This is a genomic window from Roseospira visakhapatnamensis (assembly GCF_014197915.1).
Classification (GTDB): domain Bacteria; phylum Pseudomonadota; class Alphaproteobacteria; order Rhodospirillales; family Rhodospirillaceae; genus Rhodospira; species Rhodospira visakhapatnamensis.
This window is the reverse complement of the sequence record NZ_JACIGK010000029.1, coordinates 21,530-39,223: the sequence shown is the minus strand read 5'-3', so window position 1 is coordinate 39,223 and position 17,694 is coordinate 21,530. Positions and strand designations below refer to the sequence as shown.

General features: G+C 67.6%; 16 protein-coding genes. 2 read left to right on the top strand and 14 right to left on the bottom strand.

Annotated features, from left to right (window positions below; genetic code table 11):
• Positions 1-142 precede the first annotated feature (142 nt).
• The 14 genes from GGD89_RS15930 to GGD89_RS15865 form a co-directional block, all read right to left on the bottom strand.
• Positions 143-1,114 carry a type II secretion system F family protein gene (locus GGD89_RS15930; RefSeq protein WP_184047167.1) on the bottom strand — a complete coding sequence of 324 codons (972 nt, stop codon included), beginning with the start codon at positions 1,112-1,114 and terminating at the stop codon, positions 143-145.
• Positions 1,115-1,180: 66 nt separating this feature from the next.
• Entirely contained in the window at positions 1,181-2,191 is a 1,011-nt protein-coding gene (locus GGD89_RS20570; protein ID WP_184047164.1) for a type II secretion system F family protein, read from the bottom strand.
• Complete coding sequence (locus tag GGD89_RS15920) at positions 2,184-3,494, bottom strand: TadA family conjugal transfer-associated ATPase (protein ID WP_221238512.1); 1,311 nt, start codon at positions 3,492-3,494, stop codon at positions 2,184-2,186. The genes GGD89_RS20570 and GGD89_RS15920 overlap by 8 nt, the downstream gene beginning before the upstream one ends.
• 396 nt (positions 3,495-3,890) lie before the next feature.
• Positions 3,891-5,096 carry a CpaE/TadZ family protein gene (locus GGD89_RS15915; protein WP_184047161.1) on the bottom strand — a complete coding sequence of 402 codons (1,206 nt, stop codon included), beginning with the start codon at positions 5,094-5,096 and terminating at the stop codon, positions 3,891-3,893.
• 73 nt (positions 5,097-5,169) lie between these two features.
• Complete coding sequence (locus GGD89_RS15910; protein WP_184047158.1) at positions 5,170-5,796, bottom strand: CpaD family pilus assembly protein; 627 nt, start codon at positions 5,794-5,796, stop codon at positions 5,170-5,172.
• A 123-nt stretch (positions 5,797-5,919) separates the two neighbouring features.
• The gene (locus tag GGD89_RS15905; protein ID WP_184047155.1) at positions 5,920-7,344 is read right to left on the bottom strand and encodes a type II and III secretion system protein family protein; all 1,425 of its coding nucleotides are present in this window, start codon (positions 7,342-7,344) and stop codon (positions 5,920-5,922) included.
• Positions 7,345-7,879: 535 nt separating this feature from the next.
• Positions 7,880-9,079, bottom strand: coding sequence for a Flp pilus assembly protein CpaB (cpaB, locus tag GGD89_RS15900; protein ID WP_184047152.1), 1,200 nt, complete (start codon positions 9,077-9,079; stop codon positions 7,880-7,882).
• A gap of 85 nt (positions 9,080-9,164) precedes the next feature.
• Positions 9,165-9,710, bottom strand: coding sequence for a prepilin peptidase (locus GGD89_RS15895; protein ID WP_184047149.1), 546 nt, complete (start codon positions 9,708-9,710; stop codon positions 9,165-9,167).
• Between the two features lie 180 nt (positions 9,711-9,890).
• The gene (locus GGD89_RS15890) at positions 9,891-10,064 is read right to left on the bottom strand and encodes a Flp family type IVb pilin (RefSeq protein WP_246423163.1); all 174 of its coding nucleotides are present in this window, start codon (positions 10,062-10,064) and stop codon (positions 9,891-9,893) included.
• Between the two features lie 398 nt (positions 10,065-10,462).
• A complete protein-coding gene (locus GGD89_RS15885) occupies positions 10,463-11,509 on the bottom strand; it encodes an OmpA family protein (RefSeq protein WP_184047146.1) in 1,047 nt (348 codons plus the stop codon).
• Positions 11,510-11,893: 384 nt separating this feature from the next.
• The gene (locus GGD89_RS15880; protein ID WP_184047143.1) at positions 11,894-12,922 is read right to left on the bottom strand and encodes an L-threonylcarbamoyladenylate synthase; all 1,029 of its coding nucleotides are present in this window, start codon (positions 12,920-12,922) and stop codon (positions 11,894-11,896) included.
• Positions 12,923-13,182: 260 nt separating this feature from the next.
• Positions 13,183-13,494 carry a lipopolysaccharide assembly protein LapA domain-containing protein gene (locus GGD89_RS20220; protein WP_184047140.1) on the bottom strand — a complete coding sequence of 104 codons (312 nt, stop codon included), beginning with the start codon at positions 13,492-13,494 and terminating at the stop codon, positions 13,183-13,185.
• Between the two features lie 144 nt (positions 13,495-13,638).
• Positions 13,639-13,932: an integration host factor subunit beta gene (gene ihfB, locus GGD89_RS15870; protein ID WP_184047137.1), complete on the bottom strand. Its 294-nt coding sequence runs from the start codon at positions 13,930-13,932 to the stop codon at positions 13,639-13,641.
• 188 nt (positions 13,933-14,120) lie between these two features.
• Positions 14,121-14,537, bottom strand: a complete 417-nt coding sequence (locus GGD89_RS15865) for a hypothetical protein (RefSeq protein ID WP_184047134.1) — start codon at positions 14,535-14,537, stop codon at positions 14,121-14,123.
• Between the two features lie 159 nt (positions 14,538-14,696).
• Here GGD89_RS15865 and GGD89_RS15860 point away from each other — a divergent pair, with 159 nt between their 5' ends.
• Positions 14,697-15,191 (top strand): Lrp/AsnC family transcriptional regulator, encoded by a 495-nt coding sequence (locus GGD89_RS15860; RefSeq protein WP_184047131.1) that lies wholly within the window; start codon positions 14,697-14,699, stop codon positions 15,189-15,191.
• A 364-nt stretch (positions 15,192-15,555) separates the two neighbouring features.
• Positions 15,556-17,322 (top strand): transglycosylase SLT domain-containing protein, encoded by a 1,767-nt coding sequence (locus GGD89_RS15855; RefSeq protein ID WP_184047127.1) that lies wholly within the window; start codon positions 15,556-15,558, stop codon positions 17,320-17,322.
• Positions 17,323-17,694: the final 372 nt, after the last annotated feature.

The following is a 17,694-nucleotide window of genomic DNA, read 5'->3' as shown; positions in this document are numbered from 1 at the left end:
GAAATGGCCGCGCACGGGATCCGCCCATTTTCCCGGTGTGGAGCATGTGACCTTGGGCACGTCCCCGGCTGCCGTCCGCGTCGGTTCCGGGGGCCGTCCGGCGTGGGGTGCCGCCCGGCTTCGGTGCGTTGATACTTTCGCTTTACCGAAGCTCCATGAGCTGAATGATCGCCGGGCCGAGGATGACCATTAACAAGACCGGCAAGAAGAAAATGATCATCGGAATGGTCAGCTTGGCGGGCAGGGCCGCGGCCTTCGACTCGGCCCGGGACATTCTCTCGTCACGGTTTTCCTGTGAGAGAACCTTCAAGGCGTCCGTCACCGATGTTCCGTACTTCTCGGACTGGATCAGGGTGACCGTCAGGTCCTTGATCATTTTCAGGCCCGTGCGCTCGGCGAGGTTGGCGTAGGCGCGCCGGCGATCGTTCAGGAAGGCCATCTCGGCGGACGTCAGGCCCATTTCCTCGGCCAGGGCGGGCGAGGTCTCGCCGATTTCGTCGGGCACCCTGTTGAACGCGGCTTCAATGGACAGTCCAGCCTCGGCGCAGATGACCAATAGGTCGAGAGCGTCCGGGAAGGCCAGGGTCATTTCCGCCTGACGCTTGTCGACCGCGTTCTTCAAGAGAATTTGGGGGACATAGAAGCCGATGATCGGGGCGATGCCCAAGATCAACAGTCGCTGCAGAAAGCTCAGTTCAATCTTCACCAGGAAGATCAGGAAGAATCCGGCGAACAGGAACAAGCCGAGGGCCAGGGCGAACCGGATGGCGATGAACACCTGCGCGGCATAGGGTTGACGGTATCCCGCCCGAACCAGTTGTGCCTTCAGCCCTGGCATGGCGATGAGGCGGTCCAGCTTCAGGAGCTGCACCAGGCGGTTGGCTGTCGCCACACTCTTCTGCGGTCGCCAGCGGGCGCTCCGCTGGGCGGCGGCGACGTCCCGTTGTTGGCGGCTCATCTCCTCTCGCGCCTTGGAGATGGAGCGCAGCCGCGTGGCCCGGGAATCACGACCGAGGAACGGCAGGACAACGGCAATCACCGTTGCGAAGGCGCCCACGAACACCAGGACCGAGATGATGGTCTCCACACTGAATCCGAGGAACGTCAACTCCATGAAGCGTACCTTCTTGAATCCACCCGGACCCGACGGCTGGGGTGATGCGCGGTTCCGGGGTGTCGGCTACATCTTAAAATCAATCATCACCTTCATGATTGCAGATCCGACAATCATAGAGACAACGCCAGCGAAAATCATGTAATGGCCGATTTCTTCCGTAATCATCAGGCCCATGTAGTCGGGAGCTAAGAAGTAGACGAGTACGAAAAAGTTCACAGGCATTGATCCGATGATCAGGGCAGATGCCTTGGCCTCCGAAGAAAGGGCTTTTGCCCTGTCGCGCATTTTCTTGCGCTCACGGATCACACTCGAAAGTTTCGCCAGAGTCTCCGCCAAGTTGCCACCGGTCTGTTGTTGGATCTGCAGGACGACGGCAAAAAACCGAAACTCGGCGGTCGGCATGCGCGCCAGGGCGCGATCCATGATGTCCTCCAGGGACATCCCCACGCGCTGGCCCTCCATCAACAGGCGAAACTCGGTGCCCACCGGATCGGCGATTTCACGCCCCACGATGGTGATGCACTCGCTGACCGGCAGGCCGGATCGGACACCCCGGACCAGGACGTCAATGGCATTCGGGAACTCCGCCGTGAAGCGCCGGCGTCGCGACCGGGCCATCAGAGCCAGCACCAGCCGAGGCAGGCCGACCGATGCCACAAGGCCGGAAAGGCCGCTGACCAGAAGGGAGAAGCCGAACCCGTAGGTCGTCACGGCGGCGATGATGCCGACCAGACTCACGGCGATGATGTAGGTGCGATGGCGGATTGTCAGACCGGCCTGAAGCAGGGAGGACCGGACACGATTGCGCCGCTTGGCGCGCTTCTGTGTCGCGGTCTCGATTTCTCTCAGCTTGTCCTGGATGCGGCGCTGCCGGCCATGCGAGTCCGGCGATCCGTCGCCACCGGCGGCGCCAATGGAGCGTTCCAGGCCCAGGTCCGCGATGCGCCGCTTGAGGCGCCGGCGCGGCTCTCCCCACGCATAGATGACACCCGCCACCAGGGTCAGCACCATGACCGTCAAGGCGATGATGGTGCCCAGCAGGAGGAGTTCCGGGCTGACGGTGCCATTAGTCACTGGCCTGCTCCAAGGCGCGCGATAGCTTGTCTTCCAGCCCGAAGTATTGGGCCTTGTCCCAGAACTTCGGGCGAATGCCCGTGGCCCGGTGTCGTCCCAGGACTCGGCCGTCGGATGTCTCGTCCAGGTACTCGAAGACCAACAGGTCCTGAAGGGTGACCACCTCGCCCTCCATGCCCACCAGTTCGCTGACCTGGGTGATCTTGCGCGAACCGTCGCGGAGGCGGGCGGCCTGGACGATCAGCGTTATGGCGGCGGCGATCTGTTCCCGGGTTGCCTTGGGCGGAAGGGTGAAGCCCCCCATGGCGACCATGTTCTCCAGGCGCGAGATGGCATCGCGTGGGTTGTTGGCGTGGACCGTGCCCATGGATCCGTCGTGACCTGTGTTCATGGCCTGCAGCAGGTCGAAGGCCTCGGGACCACGCACCTCGCCCACGATAATCCGCTCGGGCCGCATGCGCAGGCAGTTGCGGACCAGATCGCGCATGGTGACCTGACCGACGCCCTCCAGATTGGGCGGACGGGTCTCCAGACGCACCACGTGCGGGTTCTTCAACTGCAGTTCGGCCGCGTCCTCGCAGGTGATGACGCGTTCCGCGGGATCGATGTAGTTGGTCAGGCAATTGAGCAGGGTCGTCTTGCCCGACCCGGTGCCGCCGGAGATGAGGATGTTGCATCGGCACGCCGACGCGACCTCCAGAAGCGCCGCGCCGGGCGGGGTGATGGTGCCGAACTGGATTAATTCGCTGAAGGTCAGCTTGTCCTTCCTGAACTTGCGGATGGTCAGCATGGGGCCATCCAGGGCCAGCGGCGGGACGATGACGTTGACGCGGGATCCGTCCATCAGACGCGCGTCACAAATGGGGCTGGCTTCGTCCACGCGGCGGCCGATGCCGGACACGATCCGCTGGCACACATTCATCAACTGGGCGTTGTCACGGAACTTGATGGGCGTCAGCTGCACCCGGCCGTTGGTCTCGATGTAAACCCTATCGGCGCCGTTCACCATGATATCGGCGATGTCATCGCGGGCCAGCAGCGGCTCCAGCGGGCCCAACCCCAGGATATCGTTGCAGATATCGTCGATGATCTGCTTCTGTTCCTGGCTGTTGACCAGGAAGTCGCGCATGGAAATGATCTCGTTGATGACGTCAGAGATTTCCTCGCGCACCGCGGCCGGGGACAAGCTGCTCAACTGTCCCAGGTCGATGGCTTCGATCAGGCTGTTGAAGACGGAAATCTTGATGTCGTCGAGCCGGGCGGCCCGCGCCTGGGCACGCAGAACACTGTCCTCATCGACCATGGTGGCCGCTGAGGGCGGGGGGGGCGGCTTGCCGGACGACGCGGACCCGGGGCCGTGTGGCGGCTCGCCACCGGACCCGATCCCGGGAGACGTGTGCCCGTCATCCTCCATCACGGGAAGTCCGTGGCGCGCGGTCTGTACGGGTGGGGTGGGTGGGCCGGCCTTCGGGCGTGGCGGACGTGATGGTGGCTGATCACCCATGCCGCTGGCATGCGAGCGACGTCCGAACATCGGGATCTCCTCGGTGGGGGCGTGCCTCGGGTCCTCCGGCAGGACACGGCGGCGACTCGGCTCGATCCCCCTAGCCCATGTACAGTAGCAACGATCTCACCCGCATGAAAGCGGCGCCATCAAGGCCGACGACATCACCCCGGCGCGGTGGCGTGATGTCCCGGCCTATCGCCCCTTGGCGGGAATCAAGGCGCGCAACACGTTCTTCTTCGTCGACGCCCTTGCCTTGGCGGACGGCATGAGGGGGTCGAGCGACAGGGCCTCCATCATTCGCGCGAACGCCTTGCCGAACGCCTTGCTGGCACCCTTTCGAATGACGGGTTCGCCGTTGTTCAGCGCCTGGCCGAAGGCGGTCGGCTCGAACGGCAGCGAGGCGGCCGGCGCCCGGCCCATGACCTCCTCGAAATCCTTGGAGCCAAGCTCGGCCTTCGGGGCCAGACCCACCTTGTTCAGGACCAGGCAGGTGGGACGGCTCATGCCGCGCTTCTCGGACAGAAATCCCATCATTCTTTCCGTATCGCGCAGATTGCTCAGATCCGGATAGGCGACCACCGCCACGGCGGTGGAGTCCAGCAAGGTATCGCGCACCCAGCTGGACCATTGGCGGGGCAGATCCAGCACGACCGCGTCGTATTGGCGCCGCAGAATGTTGAGAAAGTCCTCCAGCACCTCGCTGGGGGGCCTGAAGGCAATATCCAGTTGCGCCTTGCTGCCCAGCAACAACAGGTGGTCGTCGTAGCGCTGCAGGTACCGTTCAACCAGGAGGCTGTCCAGGGTTTCGGACTGCGACAGCACGTCCGCCGCCGACTGACGTGGGTTGAGGTTGAGGTTAATCGCGGCCGTTCCGGCCGAGATGTCCAGGTCCAGCAGGACGACCTCGCCATCCATGCCGTGTCCCAGCTTGTAGGCGAGATTGCAGGCCAGCGCGCTGGTCCCGACGCCGCCGCGCACGCCGATCACCGAGATCAGGGGGGCCAGGTTGCTGTCGGCTTCGTCGCTGCAGGCGCGCACGATGGTGTTCAGCAAATCCTCGGCGGTGACCGGCACGACCAGATAGTCCGCCACGCCCATGCCCAGCAGGCGGCGATACAGGTCGATATTGTTTTCGATGCCGCAGACCAGGACCCGGGTGTCCGGGGCCACGTGGTCCGCCACCGCCTCCAGGTCGGCGAGCATGCCCTGTTCGCGCTTGTCGCTTTCCAGGATCAGCACGGTGGGGCTTTCCATCTGGGACAGGACCTGCGGCGCGACCGCCAGTCCGCCATCATGGATGCGCAGCTTGGAGCGGCGCAGTCGCCCGTCCTCGGAGACATCCAGGACGGCCTGGCGTATGTCCTCGGACATCACGAAGGCGTCAACCGTGATGCGCATGATCGTCCAAGCCTCTCTCTCCTGCCATGCCAACCCGCCATGCCAACCCGCGCGGCGGGTGGTGTTCCCGACGCTACTCCGCCACCTCGGATGCCGTGCCTTCCTCCAACTCCGGCTGTTTTGTGCCGGTCACCTCGCCCTGACGATACTTGTCGAGGATGACGGTGATCCGCCCGGCGTCGTAGCCTGCGGCGGTTCGGGCCCGCTCGAGGTCGCCGGGGTCGGACAGCATGAGGCCGATGTTGCGGTTGACCGCGCATCCGAAGTTGGTATGCGGCAGGCCCGTGGGATTGAAGCCGGCCTCGCCGGACCAGTCCCCGCAGACGGGCACCACCGCCGCGTAAGCCCGGAACGCCAGGCCGACGTGACCCGCCATAGGGGGCACATAGTCATAGGCGGTGGCCGGGTCGAGGACCTCGGTGGGGATGCCCTGATCCCCCAGCCATCGCTCCAGCGCCCGGACCGCCTCGATGTCCTCGGCCGTCCTGGACGGTGGCGGCATGATCCGCATGGGGGAGCGTCCCCGCCGCTGATAGTCGGCCAGGAACCCGCGGGGCAGGGCGACGCGCCGGCGGCCGTCCTGGTGGACGACCCGGGGCATCGGCACCTCCGTCCGGAAGGTCTTCTTCTCGACCGAGACCTGATAGGGATTGTCCGACCTGATGTCTCCGGGATTGTGGCAGGCGCCGACCAACGCCAAGGGCAGCACCGCGCCGGCCAGGAGCAGGGCATACCTGCGCGGGCCACGGGGCCCGCCGGCCCGATGACCCCTGCCTGCCGTCGACGTCCGTCCGTGTGAAACCGGGGGGCGGGCCATCGGCCTTTACTCCATCATGTAGCCGATCGGGGCGGACATCGTGAAGGCCGGCCGGGGGCGTTGCCCGGGGCCACCGCCGTACTGCTCGTACAGCTTTCCGAACAGGTAGATGTCGATGTCGTCGGCGGGAACGAAGCCATCCGTGGGCAAGCTGAACTCGGGTCCGAACTCGCGCGGCCGGACCTTGAACGCCTGCACCAGCACCACCATCTCCGTGCGCTCGTTCAGGAACTCGGTGCTGCGGAACAAGGCCCCCAGGATGGGCAGATCCATCAGGCCCGGCGTTCCCTGAATGCTGTTTCTTTCCTCGTCCCGCAGCAATCCCGCGATCATCAGGCTGCCGCCGGAGGGCAACATCACGGTGCTGGCGGCCCGCCGGACGCTCAGGCCCGGGATCAGGATGTTTCCTTCCGTCGTAAACGAGATCTCCTCCGCGATGCGGCTGACCTCGGTCTGGATGCGCAGGCTGATCTGGTTGTCCGACAGGACCACCGGCGTGAACGACAGGCTGACGCCGAATTCCTTGAACTCGATCAGGATCCGGTCGTCTTCGTCCTCGGCGACCGGCACGGGAAACTCGCCGCCCACCAGGAAGTTCGCGGTCTCACCCGAGATGGCGGTCAGGGTCGGTTCGGCCAGAACCTTGATCAGGTCCTGCTCTTCCAGGGCATCGAAGTTGATGCCGTCGATGCCGAACTTGTCGATCACGATCGTGTTCGGAACGCCGGTACCGAGCGACCCGCCGAGCATCGCGCCGGTCAGAAGATTGCCCAGATTGTCGCCGAGAATGGTCCCGGATTCCAAGCCACTGACGTCGAAGTTGGTTTGCGCGCCCAGGAACTTGCTGGTGGTGCGGCTCATTTCCGCCACGCGCACCTTCAGCAGCACCTGCTGGTCGCCGGCCACGGCCAGCGAGTTGATGACGTCGTCTGTCTCGCCTCCGGCGAATTGAGCCGCCACCCGGGCGGCGTTGTCGGCCTGGGCGGCGGATTCCACCTGTCCCGTCAGGACCACGCCGCTCTGGGTGGGCGTGACCTCGACCCGGCTGCCGGGCATCATCGTCGCGAGGGTGCGCCGCAGGCCGTCCAGGTCGGCCTCGACCACCACCTCGATGTTGCGGATCACATGGCCGTCGGCGTCGACCAGCAACAGGTTGGTGGAGCCGACGCCGCGCGTGGCCACGAACACCTTGCCCGGTTGCAGGACGACCACCTCGGCCACCTCGGGCTGGGGCACCACCACATCCTGGAAAGGACGATCCACCTCGATCTCGATGGCCTTGCCGATGGTGGCGACGATCAGGTCGCCCTCGCGACGCACGCCGGAGGGGAGGCGCCGCTGAACCGGTTCGATGACGTCGGCGCCGTCCAGGGCGGTGGTGTCGGTGGGGCGCGGCGCCCAGTCCGGCGAGGGCGGCGCGGTGACCGGCAAGGGGGCCGGTCCGGCGGGGGGGCGGGTCTCCGCCGGCCTCGTCGATGGCGGGTCCAGGACCAGACTCGGCGGCAGGTCGACAGGTCCCCTGGGGACCGGCGTCAGGGGGATCACCTGTGCCGACGGGACCTGGGTCAGGTCACTGGACGAAGCACCCGGGGACGTGTGGGGCGCGGCCGACGATGGCACGGGGGCGATGGCGCGCGTGGGCTGGGGGACCGCTACGGACGGGGCGGTTGCCTGGGGGGGCATCGGCTCCAGGGTGCGCATCAGGCCGCGCCCAGGCGCGTCGGCCGCCGCCGCCCGGTTGCCCGTCGGAGCGAGGGGAGTGGTCCCGACGCCCATCGCCACCGCAAGCATCACCGCCAGCCGACGGAGCGTATGGCGACAACGCGGGGATGAGGGTGTGATGGCCGGGCTCACGACGGTACCGTCCTCCCGATGGGAGCCGCTGTCCGCCTGAGTAGGAAACAAGCTGACCTCGGCGTCTCTTGGACAGAGACGCTAGCATACTACATCAGAAGTGCTTAACAAGCTATTCCTGTATAAGGATTTCGTCCGACGGGATGTCGTCTCCCGGCAAGGCGCCGATGGGACCCACCGGGCCGCCCCCCGCCCCTGCCCCGGGGGCGGCGGAGTCCTCCGTGTTCGACCCAACCGTTCTCTCCTGGATCTCGTCCTCAAGGACGCGATGAACGGTCACCGACCACGGGCGGCGCTGCGCGCCCACCGCCTCGGACCGCTCTCGCGCCAATTGCTCCTCCAGGCGCGCCTGCGCCGCCTGCTGAGCCTCGAGGAGCCGGCGCAGCTCCGCGATGTCCTCCTCGCGCGCGCGGTTTCTTTGCGCGATCTCGATCATCTGTTCGATCCCCGGGCTGATCTGGCGATCGCTGACCAGGGGACGCTCCGCCGGGTCACGGCGATCCGTCAGGCCCACCAGGGCGGCCAGGCCCACCGGCTTCTCCCTGTCCGACAGGCCCCGCAGAACCAGCGTGAGATCGCCCATGGAGTCGGCCACGGTGATCGCTTCGGCCTGGCTCGGGTCGACCTCAAGGGTCACGGTCCTGGCCACCTCCGGTTCGGCGTCGTTTTCGTTGAACGTCTGATCCACGGCGAGCACGCGGACGGATTCGACCACCGTTTCCGAGACGAGGCGCAACGCGATCCCTTGCAGGCCCGCTGCCTCAATCACGTCGTCCGGCAGGGAGCTTTGCAAATTGTGGGTGAGCATCACGTTCACCCGGTCGCCCGGCATGATGAAGCCCGCGGCGCTGGTGGCGGCGGACACGTTCACCGAGAGGGCCACCTTGCCCGGGTCCAGCGCCCCGGCCATGAAGCCGGCATCCTCGCGACGGAACAGCATGCTGTCGGTGATGGGCTCGCCGGGGGCGACGAGGCGGCGCACGACCTTGCCGTCGACGCTCCGCTCCAGGCGGGTCCGTTGCGAGAAGATCTGGGCTTCCGTTTCGCCCTCCACGGAGCCGATCACCTTGTAGCCGGACAGGATGTCCTCTGCCGGCCAGGGCTGCCAGCGGATCAGGGCGCTTCGCACCGTGGTCCCGGCCTCAATCTCGCTGTCCGCGACCATCACGCGCTGGCCGGTGAAGGTTGGGAGCTGCTCCATGCCCTGGCTGGCCAGCTCCCGTTGCCGGGCCAGGTAGTCGTTGGCCAGGTAGGCGGCGCCCAACGCGGCCACGAAGGCGACGAACAGGACGAGGATCAGCACCGCGCGCATGGTCTGTGCTCCCGTTGACTCCGTGGGCGGTCTCCGTCCGCCCCACAGGTTGGGGCGGTCCGGACGATGGGGTCGCGGCGTGGTGTCACCCGGCGCCCGTCGGCGGACCCAGCGTGCCCTGGACCCACATCATCAGAGTCCCGATCATGATCGCAAGGCCATAGGGGATGCTCTGGCGGTTTCCTGCCTCCACGACAAACCATCGCCGGACAATAGCATGGCTTTCCTTAACATTTTTCGGCAGAAACCGGCCGAGCAGCAACAAGAGACCGAGCACGCCGCCGGCGATCATGACCCATGCGAGGAACGGGAGCAGCGCTCCCGGATGAACCCACAAGGTCAGCGCGGCGAGGATTTTCACATCGCCCCCGCCCCACACGCCGGCGAAGAACAGGCCGGCGCCTACCCCGAACACCGCGAGGGCGAGCCCCACGGACCACCCCAGCGCCGCCGGCGGCCAGGCCCCCGTCAGCGCCGTGACGATGAACAGCCCGGCCACGATCAGCGGAAAGGCATTGGCGATGCGGAAGCTGAGCATGTCCTGGAGCGCCGCCAGGACGGTGACCGCGACCACCAGAAGGGGGGTGACCTGGGGTACCCAGGCGATCAGGGCAGTGACGGGGTCAGGCACGGCGAGGGGCTTTCAGGGGGTAAATCTGTGCGTCGTCCATCCCTGAGATTAACGCACAAAATGGCTCACCCCACGGTCAGACGAAGGGCGAGCCATTTATAAAACCAGGAACATTCCTGGTGCAAACACATCAGTAACAATAAAAGTAGGACTTGCGCTCCATTGAAGCGAGGTCAACCCTTAGAGTTTACCGGCAAGATTGGTGAACAACTTGCTCGCGTTGGTACCCACCGCAGCAACAGCCACTGAGATCGCGGCGGCGATCAGGGAGGCGATCAAAGCGTACTCAATCGCCGTAGCGGCCTTGTCGTTGCCGATCAGGGCCCTGAAGTGAATCCGCATAGCCTGAAGCATTCCTGGCTCTCCTTCCTTCTTGGTCTCGCGCTTCGCTCGATCTTCTATCGGACGCCGTGACAGTCCAATCCGATGATCCTCACCGAGCATTCCATCTAGTCTAAACCTTTAACAGGTCCTACTAAGGGAAACAGTGATCCTTGTCACAATCATGTCTAACGAGATGTGAACCCTTGGCGATGTCTAAAGCACGGCGTCGACTCTTCACGTGACCGCGACGTCACGACCATAAGCACCGCTCCGATCACCCCTCTATATCGCCATACTTTACAACAAAACGGAGAAAAATCAACCTTTCCATTGGGCATATGCCGGTCGTCCCGAAGGCGGCGGGAGGTCGTCTGCGGTGTCTTTCCATCGTTCCAGACAGCACGCCCCGACCCGGAGGCGAGAACACCCTAAAGAAGGATGATCTCGACACGGCGATTCTGTGCCTCGCGCATGCCATCGGCGGTGGGAATCAGCGGCTGGGATTCGCCCTGGGCGAACACGGCGATCTGGGCCATGGGAATGCCTTGCGCGACCAGTCTTTGCATGACCGCCTCGGCGCGGCGTTGCGACAGCACCATGTTGTAGCGGGCACCGCCGGAGCGGTCGGCGTGGCCGGTCACTTCGATGCGGGTCTTGCTGGCGCGCTGGGCGTTGCCGGCGGCGGTGTCGACGATGCGCGCGGCCTCGTTGGTCAGGCTGGCGCTGTCGAAATCGAAGAACACCAGATAGCTGGTGGGCACCTCGGGCGGCGCCGCGACCACGGCCGGCGCCGGGTCGGGCAGGGGCAGCGGCTTGGGCGTGTGTGGCGTGCCGAAGGCATAGCGCAGGCCCGCCGTGATCGCGTGATTCATGTAGTTATCATGGGTGGCGGTGCCACCGATGTTGACATCGTGTTCCAGGTCGAGCGCGTGAAAGAACCGGTAATCCATGGTCAGGGCCAGTTCGTCCGTGACGCTGTAGCCGATGCCGGCGATCGCCTGATAGGCGAAGGCCACATCGGTTCCGTCCACGCTGACCGGAGTCCCGGATACATCGATGTCGGGGCTCACGAAGGCGGCGCCGACACCCGCCCCCACGTAGGGCGACAGGCGTGCGCCGAGATTGAAGTCATAGAGCGCGTTGGCCATGGTGTGCCAGGCTGAGAGCGTTCCGTCGACGTCCTGGCCGCTCCACTCGGTGACGCCGTTCTGACGGTAGCCGCCTTCCAGTTCCACCCGCAGACCATTGCCGAAGGCGTAGCCCAGGGCGCCCAAACCGACGAAGCCGGGGTCGACATCCAGGTCTCCGCCCAAGGTTCGGAAATCGAAGTCGCCGCTGTCATTCAGGTTCAGGCCGCCGTTCAGGCCGACGTAGAAGCCCTCCGGGGTCTGCGCGGCGGCGGGGGGTCCGGTCATGCCCAGGGCGGCCAGGACCGCGCCGAAAAGAGCGCAGAGCGTTGATCTGGTTGCGCGCATGGTCGGTCTCCCGCTCCTGATGCCCCCGGCGGTCGCCCGGGTGTGCCCTGCTGATATCCTGGCCGGCGTCTCGTGTGATGGGACCATGCCGGTCACGATGGCCGCCATGCTACCGGACCGGGTCCTGGCACGCATGCGTACTGGACGACGACCGATCCGATGCTCCCAGCACACGATCGAGTACATCACTTGATACATGAAGAGTGTGTACGATCTTTCTGATTTTGCAATAGTTTTTTTGTGTTTGCCACGGTAGAGCCCAGGATTCGGGGGTGATCGGTGTGACAGGCACAACATAGGCGACCCGGGATGCAATGACGCCCGGCGCCCGGGGATCGGCGCGACTCGGACGACACGTGACCGGCGCGGTCGGGGGCGCCGTCGTCAGTCGTTCCGGTCGCGCGGCGCCGCGGCCCGGGTCAGCCGGTCGTTGAGGGTGGCGCCCAGGCCGGTCGTCGGCAGGGGGGCCACGGCGATGCCGGTGTGGGGCGGCCGGTCCAGGGCGCGCAGCATGGCGAACAGATTGCGGGCGGCCTCCTCCAGGTCGCCGGCCGGGCTGAGGTCCAGGGTGGCGCCGGGTGTGCCGCCGAAGCCCAGCAGGGCCTCGCCGGGGGAGGCCGCCGCGGCGTTCAGGCGTACCGGCCGCGCGGGTGCGTAATGGCTGGTCAGCAGGCCCGGGGAGGGCAGGGGGGGCGGCCCGGATCGGGCGGGGGCATCGCCGGCCTTGGGTCGCCGCGCGGGAAACAGCGCGGCGCTGTCGGGCGGCGCGCCAAGGATGGCTGTCAGGGCCTCGACCGTCACGCCGCCGGGCCGCAGCAGGCGCGGCACGGGTCCGCTCAGGTCCAGCACCGTGGACTCGACGCCCACGCGACAGGGACCGCCGTCCAGGATCATGGCCAGCGGCGCGGCGTCCGGCGGCATGTCCGGGTCGAGGGCCAGATCCACGGCCACATGCGCCGCGCGGGTCGGGCTGACGGAGCCGGAGCGGTTGGCGCTGGGCGCGGCCAGGGGGACGTCGCAGGCGGCCAGCAGGGCGCGGGCCACCGGGTGGGCCGGCGCGCGCACCGCGACGGTGGTGCCGCCGGCGGTGACCTGAGGGGCCAAGGGAGAGCGATCCCTCAGCGGCAGCACCAGGGTCAACGGCCCGGGCCAGAGGGCCTCGGCCAAGCGCTCGGCCAGGGGCGACACCCGGCACAGGGCCGCCGCCGCCGCGAGGTCCGGCACATGCACGATGAGGGGGTTGCGGGACGGCCGCTTCTTGGTGGCGTAAATGGCGGTCACCGCGCCGGGGGCGCGGGCGTCGCCACCCAGGCCATAGACGGTCTCGGTGGGGAAGGCCACCAGGCGGCCGGCGCGCAACGCCTGGGCCGCCTCGGCGATGGCCGCCGGGTCGGCGGGACGAACGAGGGTCACGGGCGATCATCCAGGAACCGGCGCCGGTGACGCGGCCTTCGGTCCCACTGTGGCGCTTGGATCGAAAAGGGGCGCCGAACCACCGGGACCGCGCGACATCCCGGCTGAGGACGCCGAGGCGGCGTGATGGTCGCGGGGTCGTGATCACGGATCACGGTCATTCGAAACTGTCCCCGCACCCCGACGCGCCACGCATGGATCGCGCGGTGCGTCGGGTGGCCGACCGCGGCTCGGGCTCCACGGTCAGGAGGCAACGGGTGTCAGGCGTTGGCCTTGGCTTCGGCGGCCTCGGCGCGCGCCCGGGCCAAGTCGGCTTCGGTGCGAAGTGAGATGGCCTGACTGCGATAGGACCGAGCCATGGCGCGATACTTGCCCTGCGCCAGCCAGGTCATCAGCATGCCCAGAAGAACGCCGATGAGCAGCGTGCCCAGGACGACCCAGAACACCGGCATGTCCAGCGACGATGAGAACGGCCTTAGATCAAGGGTCACCGGCCCCTGGTTGTAGATGGCGAACATGACGGCGATGACGATGATCGGCACCCCGATCAACAACGAAAGAATCTTGAACACTGTCTGCGTCCCATGCCCTTGTTGACGTTACGGCCCCGCGCACGGCACTCGTCCACGCGCGCGGCCCCCCCTCATGGACCGGGCCCGACCCCGGGATACCCGGTGGATTAACCCGGGCCCGGATTCTTCCAATCGTCTGTCAGTCTACGAGACAGGCGCGTCCTTGTTCAACAATTCCCGCAGCTGTTTTCCGGTCTTGAAGTAGGGCGCGGCCTTGGCCACCACCGAGACGGTCTCTCCGGTTCGCGGATTGCGTCCCATGCGCGAGTCCCGGTGCTTCACGGAAAACGCGCCGAAACCGCGCAATTCCACGCGGTCGCCACGACCCAGGGCGCCGGCGATCTCCTCGAAGATGGTGGAGACGATGCGCTCGACGTCGCGCTGATACAGGTGCGGATTGCGTTCCGCGATCCGTGCGATCAGTTCGGATTTGGTCATCCGGGATCCCTCACACCACCTAGGATCAGGCTCCCGGCCGCGTCGCCGCGCCGCACGGAGCCACCCCCGCCTCTTCGAAGGGTGACCGTAAAATGCCAAAGGGTTCCGGGAGCGTCAAGGTAACGCACTCGGGGGCAACGATTTTTCTGCCCGGGTGCCGGTCGGTGCGCGTCGCGGCCGGGGTGATCCTAGGTCGGCGCCAGGGTCCGAACCCGAGTCACGCACGGCCAGGAGGCGAACCGCCGGGCGAGATGCGCGGCCTCGCGCGTCCCCGAAAGGGCGACCTCCAGGGCCACCGACTGGCTGTCCGGACGGCCCGGCAGCGGGCCACAGGTGAGTGTCTCGGGCACGCGGCTGCGGCGCGCGAGTTCGGCGACCAGCCGGACCAGGAGGTTGGGGTCGCGCGCGCCCTCGATCACGCAGACCAGCCGTGCGCCGGTGTCGGGACCGGGCGCGTCGCCGGCCATGGCATCGTTTTGGGCCGGCCGGAGGGGAGCACCAGAGTCCGCGGTGGGGTTGGCGGTGGGGTTGGCGCCGGGACTCGGCGCGGCCGGGGCCAGCGGGGCGTGGACAGGCACGTCTGGCAGGCAGGGGGCGTCACGCATGAAGGTCTCCTGGCGCGAACGGTGACTCGAAGGGGGAGAGTCTACCCACCCACCCGCGAAATCGGGTGCCGTTTTTCTTCCCAGAGCGGCGTTTTTGGGAAAGAATTGGTTCAGAATACAGGAAATCGGAGATGATCCTTCTTCAGGGAGAGAGCCGCCATGACCGCCGCCCCGGACTCCGTGCGTTTGGACGAAACCGACCGGCGCATCCTGCGCGCCCTGACCGCCGAGGGGCGCCTGAGCAACGCCGATCTGGCCGCGCGCGTCGGCCTGTCGCCCAGTCCCTGCTGGAAGCGGGTGCGCGCGCTGGAGGCGCGTGGTGTCATTCAGGGCTATGGCGCGCGTCTTGACCGCGCCGCCCTGGGTTTTCCCGAGACCGTGCTGGTCAATGTGACCCTGGAAAGCCATACCGAGGACACCCTGGCCCGATTCGGCGAGGCCCTGGCCGCGGTGCCGGAGGTCATGCAGGCGGATCTGGTGACCGGCGACGACGACTATCTCATTCGGCTGGCGGTGGCCGGGACTCGGCACTACGAAAGTTTCCTGCGGGACGCCCTGTACCGCATTCCGGGTATTCGGCACTCGCGGTCGAGTTTCGTCCTGCGCGAGTTGAAGTCCGAGACGTCGCTCCTGGATGCGCGGCCCTGGCCCTGACCGGGCGGCGCGATCATGCCTGGCCTGTCATCCACAGGCTGTCCCTGGCGTCCGTGGGGTGATGGGGGGAGGTATGGCCCCCGGCCGTGATCAAAAAATACAATATTATTCAAGGGATTGGCGGTTCATCTTTCGATCCGGCCGAAGATCGTTGTGGGGGGCGAGTGTGATCCGTTAACGGGTCTTCCACACTTTTGTCCACATGATGGGCGGTCGAGCGCCTGACGCGCGCCGGTCCCCCCGAGTCCGGGCCGGGATCGCGCGACCGGGACCGGCCGGGAGGGGACCGCCCAAGACGGGTTCGCCGAGGGCGGACCGGGCGAACGGGAGCCAACCGAGGGGGCCATGCCTGGGGGACGATGCCGTGAGTGGAGCACCCACCCAACTCATCGGCCAGCAACTGGCCGGGACCGTGCAACTCGGGGGCCGCACGGTCGGCCGCGAGGTGCTGGCCGGAATTCAGGACGCCAGCCACAAGATCGGCGTCAACTTCACCTACATGCTGGCCAAGGCCAATCAGGAAAGCGGCTTCCGGCCGGACGCCACCAACCCGCGCGGCACCGCCAGCGGCCTGTTTCAGTTCACGCGGAGCACCTGGCTGGACCAGATCGCCCAGCATGGGGAGAAGCACGGCCTGGGTGACCTGTCCCGTCAGATCGTGCTGGACTCCCGGGGCCGGCCGCGCGGCCGCACCCCCGAGGCCGAGGCCCGGATCCTGGCGCTGCGGTCCAATCCCCGTGTCTCGGCGATGATGGCCGCCGAGTACGCGGCCGAGAACAAGGCGTATCTGGAATACGCCCTGGGCCGGTCGGCGGACGCCACCGACATCTATCTGGCCCACTTCCTGGGGCCGGGGGGGGCCGTCTCCTTCCTGCGGGGCATGGCCCGCGACCCCAACGCCTCGGCGGCGCGGGTGCTGCCGCAGGCCGCCGCCAACAATCCCACCATTTTCGCGCATCACGGCCGTCCACGCAGCCTGCGTCAGGTGCACGGTGTTCTGCGGGCGACCATCCAGGACGCCATGCGGCGGTTCTCCGGGGCGAGCCAACTGACCGAGGCGAGCACGCCGCCCGCGCCGCCGGCCGTCAAGCCGGACGCGCCGGCCCCGTCGGACCGGGGGTGGGGGGTGGCCGGCCTGCGCCCGGCGCCCGCGCCCGGCATCCGGCCCGAGGGGCCGGATCGCGCCGACCTGATCCCGCTGCATCTCGCCGCCAATCCGCCGGCATTCCCGGGCCCGCGTCCCCCGGCCCCCGACCGCGCCGACCTGATCGCGCCCGAACTGGCCGCCAGCATGCCCCCCGTGCCCGGCCGTCGTCCGATCCCGGCGGACATGCGGGCCGAGGAGCCACAGCCCGATGTCCGGCCGGTCCCGATTCCCGCGCCGGAGACCCTGGTCGCCGAGGCTCCGCCCCCCATGCGCTCGCCCGCCGGCGACACCATGGTCGCCCAGGTGCTGGATGCCACCCGCGCGGTGGAGGCCGCCGGTGCGGCGCGCAAGCTGGACCTGCCGGGGCCGTCCGCCCTGGCCATGGCGGCGATGCTGGACGATCTGGTTTCCGGCGGGGACCGGACGCCCGACCGCGTTCTGGTGCTGGACCCCGTGGCGGGCCTGACTGCCATGCCGGCGCCGACCGTCGCGGCGACTCCACGACCGGCGGTTACCCTGGCGGCCCTCGATCCGGCGCCGCCGCGTCCCGTGGTCGGGGCACCCTCTGGCGAAGCCCCGTCCGTCGCGGCGTCCCCCGCGTCCGACGCCGGCGCCACCTGGGCGGTGGCCGGCGTGACAGACGCGCCGGCGGAGGCCGTCCACCCGGCCATCACCCGGATCCTGGCGGTGGGCGACAGCGTCAGCGCGCCGCCCGGCGAGGCGCGGGTCAGCATGCCGATTCCGGACGTGGACCGGTCGCGGTTGTCGGAGACGGCGCGCGCGCCGGCCGACGCCCTGACGGCCGCCGTGGCGGCGCCAAGGGGTGGACCGCCCGAGGCCGGGACCGAGGCCACCGGCGCGCGGCCGTCCGCGCCGGACGCCGATCCGGCGCCGCGCTGGCGCACGGCATCCGTCGCGCAACTCGCGGACTCGGACGCCTCGCAGGCGATTTCCGCCATCCTCGGGCGTCCGAACGCCGGCTGACCGTCCGGCGCGTGGCTTGACATCACCGGCGGGCTACCTATCCTAACGACCATCCTTCCTTTTTCGCTGGATCACACGCACACCATGGTCCCGTTCGCCGCTTTCTGGGGGACACCGGCCCTCCGCCCCGACGCGCCGCGTCCTTCGGATGCGACGGGTTGTCCGCGCGCGACCGTGACCCGTCGAACCCCCGTCGGGGGGTGATGCGATCCAGTCGGCCCCGTCGCGGGCCGCGTCCCGCTCCCGTCGCCGTCGTGGCGCCGTCCCGCGGGGTCCTCGTCTTCCGATGCCTTCCTGTTCCGGCGGTTTGTCGCGCCCTGGTCCCGTGCTGTCGACGGGCGCCGATGCGCCGCCCAGCCTGAACTGGACCCG

What these genes read in the sequence shown, in the direction of transcription:
- ihfB (WP_184047137.1), bottom strand. Translation starts at nt 13,932, where the DNA reads ATGACCAAATCCGAACTGATCGCACGGATCGCGGAACGCAATCCGCAC.
- GGD89_RS15860 (WP_184047131.1), top strand. Translation starts at nt 14,697, where the DNA reads ATGACCGCCGCCCCGGACTCCGTGCGTTTGGACGAAACCGACCGGCGC.
- cpaB (WP_184047152.1), bottom strand. Translation starts at nt 9,079, where the DNA reads ATGCGCGCGGTGCTGATCCTCGTCCTGTTCGTCGCCTTCGTGGCCGCG.
- GGD89_RS15885 (WP_184047146.1), bottom strand. Translation starts at nt 11,509, where the DNA reads ATGCGCGCAACCAGATCAACGCTCTGCGCTCTTTTCGGCGCGGTCCTG.
- GGD89_RS15915 (WP_184047161.1), bottom strand. Translation starts at nt 5,096, where the DNA reads ATGCGCATCACGGTTGACGCCTTCGTGATGTCCGAGGACATACGCCAG.
- GGD89_RS15920 (WP_221238512.1), bottom strand. Translation starts at nt 3,494, where the DNA reads ATGGTCGATGAGGACAGTGTTCTGCGTGCCCAGGCGCGGGCCGCCCGG.
- GGD89_RS15930 (WP_184047167.1), bottom strand. Translation starts at nt 1,114, where the DNA reads ATGGAGTTGACGTTCCTCGGATTCAGTGTGGAGACCATCATCTCGGTC.
- GGD89_RS15865 (WP_184047134.1), bottom strand. Translation starts at nt 14,537, where the DNA reads ATGCGTGACGCCCCCTGCCTGCCAGACGTGCCTGTCCACGCCCCGCTG.
- GGD89_RS15890 (WP_246423163.1), bottom strand. Translation starts at nt 10,064, where the DNA reads ATGCTTCAGGCTATGCGGATTCACTTCAGGGCCCTGATCGGCAACGAC.